Here is a 416-nt window from a genome sequence, read left to right as displayed (position 1 = left end):
CCTCCAGGGACGCCGACCGCACGTCCAGGCGGCGCAGCTCCACTCCGGCCGTCTCGGCCCACACCAGCAGCCTGGTGGCCGCCCGCTGCAGCTCACGGGTCTGCAGCCGGACCAGCCGTCCGTCCGCCCCGTGCCCGCACACGCCCAGTTCGTCGAGCGGGGGCAGGTCGCCGAGGAAGTAGCCCTCGGGCAGTTCGAAGGTGATCCGGGACGGCTGCGCGGCCGTCACCTCGGCCGGGGTGCCGGTGGCGGCGATGCGTCCCTCGTGCAGGATCGCCAGCCGGTCGGAGAGGTTCTCGGCCTCTTCCAGGTAGTAGGTGGTCAGCAGCACCGTCGTGCCGCCGTCGCGCAGCGCGCTCACCAACTCCCAGGTGTCCCGGCGTCCTTCGGCGTCGAGTCCGGTGGTGGGCTCGTCC

1 protein-coding gene is annotated in these 416 nt (G+C 73.3%); it reads right to left on the bottom strand.

The features are described 5' to 3' along the window. Positions 1–416, bottom strand: a 416-nt coding sequence (locus KDL01_RS42335; RefSeq protein ID WP_498038013.1) for a DrrA family ABC transporter ATP-binding protein, incomplete at both ends; no start/stop codon positions are given.

It is taken from the genome of Actinospica durhamensis (assembly GCF_018139695.1).
Classification (GTDB): domain Bacteria; phylum Actinomycetota; class Actinomycetes; order Streptomycetales; family Catenulisporaceae; genus Actinospica; species Actinospica durhamensis.
The sequence above is the reverse complement of the archived record's forward strand: the minus strand, read 5'-3'. Positions and strand labels throughout refer to the sequence as shown.